This is a genomic window from Deinococcus seoulensis, assembly GCF_014648115.1.
Lineage (GTDB): Bacteria > Deinococcota > Deinococci > Deinococcales > Deinococcaceae > Deinococcus > Deinococcus seoulensis.
Map to the genome: position 1 here is coordinate 1 of NZ_BMQM01000062.1, position 7471 is coordinate 7471.

The following is a 7471-nucleotide window of genomic DNA, read 5'->3' on the forward strand; positions in this document are numbered from 1 at the left end:
GAGCAGGATGGACCCCTGTTTGAGGCCGCGTGACACGTCATCGGCAGTGAAGTGGAAACTCTTGTTATAAGGCATTCAATCCGAGCGGAGTGAGTAGGAGTCGAAGCGGGTTCCGGACGTGGAGTTGACAGATCGGAACACCACCGATCTGTCAACGAAATAAACGGAATCCGTATCAGAGACCTTGAAGCGACCCTCCATGTCACTGGATCAAGCAGGGCTCGTCCCTGGAAAGGCCGCGGGTTGGAAGTGGAACCCTGCGGGGACCACCACTATCAGGCGGTAGGGCGCCGTGGGTCCGCCGCACTCTTCAGAAGCCCGTACGACCGCCGGGCGAGGGGTGTCTGGGGCCTGCGGGCTGTATGGTGTCCGCTCAGGCCTTCACGGGGCGGAGCGGCGGGCGACCCAGGACATCAGCAGGGCGTCCGGATCCTCGGAGCGGCTGATCAGGGTCAGTTCTGCCGCCGTGACGAACCCGCCGACGAACAGGTCCGTCAGGATCTGGCGGCGGTGCTCCGGGTGAGTGCGGCCCAGCAGGAACGCAGCCGTCCGCTGCCGGTCCTCGGCGCTGGTCGCCACTGGCCCGGCTTCCTCCGCTCCGCTCTGCTGGGCCGCAGCGGGGGGGGCCGTGCGGGGCCGCGCCGGTTTCGGCAGGACCGGCGTGACGGCGTATTTCTCCGGGTACCGCAGGATGTCGGTCAGGAGGCCGCCGGGGTTCTTGACGGGGTAGCCGCGCTGCACGTGGGCGTCGAAGCTCGCGCAGGCCTGCTCGATCTGCGTGCGGGTGTGGTGAGCGGCGAGGTGCGTGGCGGCCTGCATGGTCATGCCGCGCTGTGCGAGCAGTCCGACGATGTCGGGAGCGGGCAGCGGCAGGAGGTTCTTGGCGAAGCGGTACGCAACCTGCTGCGCTTCGCCGCGACCGATGTACGAGACGTCAAGCAGGAAACCCTTCCGGAGCAGTTCGTCGTGGGCCGGATGCAGGGCGCGGCGCACGAGGTCCATGCGGGTGCCGTGCAGGCCGAGGTGGGTCGCCCAGGCCCGCAGGCCGGCCGTGAAGTTCAGGGCGGGCGTGCCGTCACTGGAGAAGGACTGCTCGCGCAGGAGGCGGTACAGCGTGCGGATCAGGGGCTGCGAGAGTGATGCGTAGAAATCGAGGTCCAGGGGTCGCAGGTGCCCGGCGCGGATGCTGCGGGTCAGCAGGTTGGCCAGCGTGAGCTGAATGACCGTCTCCGCCTGAAACTGCGCCGATGGGGTCTGCGGGGGCGTGAGGAACCGGTGCTGCAGGATCAGCCGGAAGCCTTCCTCGTCCAGCCAGGCGCGCTGTTCGGCGTCGTACCAGGACTTCGTGAAATCGTACTTCGTGTCGGCCAGCCGGCCGAGCGATTCACGGATCTCCCGGTAGATGCGTCCGTTCTTCGAAAGGCCGCAGGCCCGCAGCAGGTCACTGACGGTGACGGTGATGCGTCCGTCGTCCGGCATGCCCTGCTGGACGTACAGGTTGACGAGGCCGACGATCACGTCGTTGTCGATGCCGTGCGGCACGACATTGTCCCGTCCGGCCGTGCAGCGGATGTGGATGGGACCCTGATGATCGATGGTGACGGTCTTCTCCCAGCCGACCGCGGACGTGGGGACGCGGTTCGTGGCGACGATGAACATCAGCCGGTTGAGGTTCAGTTCATCGTGACTGGATTCCGTCGTCCCGGAAGAGGCGACTGCGCGCTCGGGCATGCCGGGCATTGTACCGGGAGTCCCCCGGGTGGGTGAACCCGACTGCTGCCTGCTGGCCCTGTTCCGCGCGTTGCCCGGTCCGGAAGAGCCGGCGTTCCCAGGAACGTTCCCGGAGCAGGGCTGATTGAATGATTCTCTTTTCAAAGAAAAAAGATAAAAAGAAAATGATGATCAATCATCAGGTTCCTCCATCATTCTGCGTCCAGAACGTCACTTTTCGGTATAATTCCGCAAAGTGTCACCATGAATTCCGCAAAGTGTCACCGGCTCCGGCGCCTAACTCCGCAAAGTGTCACCGGAGGGAGGGCTCCCAATTCCGCAAAGTGTCACCATGAATTCCGCAAAGTGTCACCGGCTCCGGCGCCTAACTCCGCAAAGCGTCACCGGAGGAAGGGCTCCCAATTCCGCAAAGTGTCACCATGAATTCCGCAAAGTGTCACCGGCTCCGGCGCCTAACTCCGCAAAGTGTCACCGGGAATTCCGCAAAGTGTCACCGGCCTGGCAGCCAGCTTCTGAACACCGCCTGGCCCCATGCCGTCCTGATGTGCCTGCTCTCAACACAGTTCCCGCTTCCCCATCTCTCTGGTCCATCCAGTCCCAGTTCTCCTCGGTGAGCCACACTAAGTTGTCCTCCCATTCAACTCTCCTGAGCATCGTTGTTGCAGCTGATTGTTGCCGGGGTCGGAGTTGCCAGAGAGACCAGGTAGGCAACCGCTTACCATTTTTCTTACCAGAAGTAGGATAAAATGGCCGCATGACTGTCGGGAAGATGAGTGTGAGTCTTGACGCCTCACTGCTGGAATTCATGGCCCACTACCAACAGACACACCAGTTGCGTTCCCGCTCGGAAGTGGTGGCCCAGGCCCTGACCCTCCTCCGGGACCAGGAACTGGAAACCCAGTACGCCGCCGCCCTGAGTGAATGGCAAGACGGCGGCGAGGCCGACCTCTGGGATCACACGGTCGCCGACGGCCTGCAGGACGGCCCCGATGCAGCGCGGTGACATCTATATCGCTGACCTGGACCCCGCGCGTGCCAGCGAAGCGAACAAACGCCGTCCCGTGGTCATCGTCAGCGCCAACAGCCTGAACCGCACGGTCAACCGCCTCGGGGCCGGAGCCCTCACCATCGTCCCGTTGACCTCCAACGTCACCCGGGTCTATGACTTTCAGGTGCTCCTCCCCGCTGAACAGACCGGCCTGGATCAGGACAGCAAAGCCCAGGCCGAGCAGATCCGAACCATCAGTTTCAGTCGCCTGGGCCCCGAGCCCGTCGGGGCGGTCCCGGCGGCCCTGATGGGACAGCTTGACGCCGCACTCCGCCTCCACCTGTCCCTGTGAGGTGACCTGATACGGCGTGGGTGGAGATTCGGTACGGAATGGGTGGGGGGCTGCTCCTCGAAAGCCGTCGGTGACTGTTTCTCCAACGACGAGTGACGACGGCAACGGGGATAGCGGAAGTCCACTTGAAGTCCTCTGTTCGCGTCTGGGCACCACCCCACCGCGTAAACCTGAGTGGGCCTCAGAGCCTGGTGTCGGGGAGCGTTCCTGACGCCGGCCATGCGCCTGATGTGTTGGAACCCGGTGCCCCGTCCTCCAGGCTCAGATCTGCTCGCCAGCGGGTCAGTTGCGGGGTAGGCTGCGGGTCATGACCGAGCGTGTTCACAGGGTTCAGCGGGTCCAGGCCACGCCCCGGCGGATCGTGGTGCCGCCTGAACCGGCGCCTGTCGATCCGCTGGCCCTGAAGCAGCAGGCCGTGCAGCGATTTACGGCCCGCCCACAGACCGCGCAGCGACACGCCGCCGGGCCGGTCCTGCGGGCCGCCAGCCTGGACCGCCAGGAGCAGACGCGCCTCAGTCAGCAGCAGACTCAGGTTCAACGTCAGATCACCGCACTGGGCGAGGTGACGCCCGTCCCGCGCCCAGCAGAAGCGCTGGCGGCTCCGGCAAAACCGATCACACCGGGCGACTGGGTGACCGTAATGCGCCTGCGCGCAGAGGAGGTCGCCGGGCGACCCCTGGACGCCCGGAGCAGCAGTCAGTTCACGGCGCTGCAGCGGCAGGTCGCCCAGACGCTCGTGCAGGGCTTCCGCTCAGACCGGGGCGACGCCCAGGCCCGCTACGCCACGTACGGTGAGCACCTCGCCACCCTGCAGCGCCATCCGGTCAGTGCACCGGTCGCCCGGGTGGTGCTGGGCCTGGTTCCCTCTGCGGAGCGTCTTCCCCTTCAGCGGGCGGTCGACGAGACCCTGCAGCGTTTCCACGCGCAGGAGCAGGCCAGCCTGAACTTTGACACCCGGCAGACCCTCCAGCGGCAACTGGCTGAACTGGACGCCGAGGCGACGCAGCCTGTTCTGGCCCGCATCCAGGCGCGCAGGGGAGCTGGGAACCCACTCCCTGAAGCCATTCAGCGTCACCTGGAGCAGGGCCTGAACCATGACCTGAGCCGCGTGCGGATTCACGACGACGCCGAAGCGGACAAGCTGGCCAAGGGCGTGAACGCGATCGCGTTCACGACGGGCACGGACATCTTCTTCCAGGCGGGGCGGTTCGATCCGAACACGCAGACCGGGCTGGAACTGCTGGCGCACGAGGTCACGCACACCGTTCAGCAGAGTCAGGGTCGGGTCGGGACAGGCATCGACCCGGATACGGGACTGGAAGATGAGGCGCGCCTATCCGGGGCGCGGCTGGCCCGCACGTTCACGCCAGCGTCCTTCCAGAAGTCATCCCGGCGGCCAGTGACGGCCGTGCCGCGCCGACTCGCTCCGCTGACGGCCACCCACGCCGCCCAGCGCTTCGCGGCAGGCCGGACGGTCCAGCGCAGCGCCTGGGGCGACTGGTGGAAGACCTTCCAGAACAAGGCATTGGAAGCGGCCCTGGAAGGAGCCGCGCGCGTGCCTAACGGTCCCACCATCGTTGCCGCCTTCAAGCGCAGCGCGGCGGTGTTCGGCAAGATCATGGCCAACCCTGGCGGCTTCTTCGCCAACCTGTTCCAGTCAGTGAAGAACGGATTCCTGCTCTTCAAGGGGAACATCGCCGTGCACCTGAAGACCGCACTGGTGGACTGGCTGACGGGGACATCCATCGCGGTGACCAGGGGGGTCGTAGCCTTCCCGAAGAGCCTGGACGGCAAGGAGCTCCTGGGGTTTGGCATGAACGTGCTCGGCCTGAACACCGCGACCCTGGTGTCGCGGCTCAGTCAGCGTTACGGTGCGGCGAACGTTCAGAAAGCTCAGAGGCAACTGGCGGTCTTGCAGCAGGCCCGTTCCGGCCTGCACACACTCAACGATTTCCGGTCGCTGGACGCCAAGGCCAGGGACGGCATCCTGTCTGCCGCGAAATCGTACGCAGTTCAGACCGTGGCGCAGCAGGCCGTCGTGTGGGTCACTGGGTTCCTTGCCACCGGGGGGCTGGGACCGGTGGCGAAAGCAGCATTCAGCTTGGTGAGCACGTTCCTCCAGAACGCCCGCACCTTCGGTCAGGTCGGCAAGAGTGTGCTGAGCAGCATGCAGGACATCGCCTCTGGGCAGTTGAGCGCCGCCTCGCGGAACATTGAGCAGAATCTCGCCCGGGTCACCAGTCTGGTCCTGAAGTTCGTGTCGAAGCTCCTGGGACTCGACAAGATCGGTGGCGCGCTACGCAAAGGCCTGGCCGCCGTGCAAAAGCCCATTAACGCGACCATTGACCGCATCGTGGGCAGCAAACCCGTGCAGGCGGTCTTCCAGAAGTTGAAGGGGGCCGGCAGCGCCCTGACTTCAGCCGCCGGGAAAGGCCTGCGGAACATTTGGACCGCGGTCAGTTCCTCAGGTCCGTCCCTGACGGCCCGCACACCGGTGAAGGGGACGAAGCATCACCTGTGGGTGGAGATCCAAGGGGAGCGCCCCAGGGTGATCATGGCCTCCAATCCGCTGCCCCGGCATTCCTGACCGGCCCGGAGAAAGCGCAGGTCGATCAGGTGCAGCAGGACGCCAACCAGATGGTCGACAAGGGGATAGAGGACATGCTCCAGTACGTCCGCACCCGGCCCCGGAATCCGAACCCGACTGCCGACGAGGCGTGGCTGCGGGCGAACACGCAGGTCATCCGGGGAGAACTGGCGAAGAAAGGCAAGGCGCTGATCACCCGCGTGAACGCCCGCGTGGCTCCGACCGTCGCCCTTTTGGACCGGCAGGTGCTGTCGCCCGATGATCTGGACGCCGCGATCGACAGAGCCGGGGGGATCGTCGCGTTCCTCCAAGCCCTGGCGGCGGGAAAACCCGGGCTGGGCGTCGACCGCGCCCAGTTCACGGCTCTTTGGGGCCGGACCACCGCGGGCAAAGCAGAACACCGACGGTTGATCAAAGAGCGGTTCCGTGAGGCCATGCCAGGCCATCACGAGTGGCTTCCCTGCGACCTGATCCTTGAAGTGGTTGAGCGCGAATTCCAGTCCCGTCAACTCCTCGCCCCGGTCCACTGGGTCAATTTCCAACACCTGACCCGCAGCAAGACCCAATACCTCGTGTTCCAGAAACCGCGGGTTCTTAACGGGAAGGCCGTCATTCAAGGGCATTCGGGTGCCACGTATTTCGGAACCCGGAACCTACAGCGGCGGATAACCTATGTCGGTGAGACGGTGGGGCAGCCCACCTTCCACAATGACCTGAGGGCCGCTTTCCGGGGCAGTACAGACCATGCCTCGCTCGTCACGAGCATCCGAGCCGTTATGACACAACACCTTTGGGACGGTAAGCGCAGCTTTGGAATGGAGATCCATCCGCAAAGCTACTGGCGCTCCGGCATGAACCAGTACCTCAACTTCAAGCAGGACTACGCCGCCATCAGCGCCATCATCACGCAGCAGTACGGACAGATTTGGAGGGCCATCCGCTAATGTCAGACCCCGCCATTGACCTGAGCGCAGAACAGGCGCGTCAGAACATTCGAGAAGCTCAATTGCCTGAGCAGGAAGCACGGCTCTACTCGGCCTTCGTCGACCACTTTCCGGAGGCCCTCTTCTTCGCCAACACGGAAGAGGCCATGGCGGACTACCAAGAGGGGCAGGGAGTCACCCTCCCCTCCTGGTTTTTGCAATACCGCCTCACGCTCGCTGAGGCCTACGCCGGCGCAGATGACCTGGCTATCCAATTTTCCTCGTTCACCGACGCCTTTCACGTGGGCTCCCCTCGCCGAAAAAAACTGGACCGCCTCTGGTACACCCTGAGTCTGCCCGGTCTGCCCAGGGGCAAGAAACAACGCAACATCTACTTGAAGGGCAGTTCAGAGCTCCAGCTCTTCCCCATTGCCGTAGACATTGAGGATGACCGCTACCAGTTGGGCATCAACCTCAATGAAACGGACACGCGAATTTACGAGTACCACGTGGAAGACATTGAAGCGGCATTTGCCGCCAAAGAAGATATCGCCATCAGTGTCATGCCGGTCTTTGCTTCCCCTGGGGACATGCTCAGCCGAATCGCGCGCATCCAGCATGAAGGACAGGTGACCAGCCGGAAGGAGGATACCCCTACGCATCTTGAGTGATGAGGGCAGGTCCGGGCGTGGAGAGGGACGCCAGCCCAGCAAGGAAACCGCACGACAAGCAGGCTTTTATCTTGACGCGAGTTCAGGAATCAGGAGTTGAAGAGCGGGCAACGGATCAATGGTCAGGCCACATACGGTGATGCAGAGTCGGTTACCTGACATCTTTCAGTTTTAAGCAGCATGCTGGCGAGTGCTGTCCCAGACGGCTAAAATCCGCTT

Annotated in this window: 6 protein-coding genes; 5 read left to right on the plus strand and 1 reads right to left on the minus strand. The window is 64.0% G+C overall.

Annotation, left to right across the window (positions count from 1 at the left end):
* Positions 1-381: 381 nt before the first annotated feature.
* Complete coding sequence (locus IEY70_RS20375) at positions 382-1731, minus strand: replication initiator protein A (protein WP_189066861.1); 1350 nt, start codon at positions 1729-1731, stop codon at positions 382-384.
* 754 nt (positions 1732-2485) lie between these two features.
* On the opposite strand from IEY70_RS20375, the gene IEY70_RS20380 reads away from it, so the two are divergent.
* The 5 genes from IEY70_RS20380 (at position 2486) to IEY70_RS20400 (ending at position 7252) form a co-directional block, all read left to right on the plus strand.
* A complete protein-coding gene (locus IEY70_RS20380; protein WP_189066862.1) occupies positions 2486-2734 on the plus strand; it encodes a ribbon-helix-helix domain-containing protein in 249 nt (82 codons plus the stop codon).
* Positions 2721-3071 (plus strand): type II toxin-antitoxin system PemK/MazF family toxin, encoded by a 351-nt coding sequence (locus IEY70_RS20385; protein WP_189066863.1) that lies wholly within the window; start codon positions 2721-2723, stop codon positions 3069-3071. Before IEY70_RS20380 ends, IEY70_RS20385 begins: the two co-directional genes overlap by 14 nt.
* A gap of 307 nt (positions 3072-3378) precedes the next feature.
* Entirely contained in the window at positions 3379-5658 is a 2280-nt protein-coding gene (locus IEY70_RS20390; protein WP_189066864.1) for an eCIS core domain-containing protein, read from the plus strand.
* Between the two features lie 29 nt (positions 5659-5687).
* Complete coding sequence (locus IEY70_RS20395; RefSeq protein WP_189066865.1) at positions 5688-6602, plus strand: hypothetical protein; 915 nt, start codon at positions 5688-5690, stop codon at positions 6600-6602.
* Positions 6602-7252: a hypothetical protein gene (locus tag IEY70_RS20400; protein WP_189066866.1), complete on the plus strand. Its 651-nt coding sequence runs from the start codon at positions 6602-6604 to the stop codon at positions 7250-7252. The genes IEY70_RS20395 and IEY70_RS20400 overlap by 1 nt, the downstream gene beginning before the upstream one ends.
* The last annotated feature ends 219 nt before the right edge of the window (positions 7253-7471 follow it).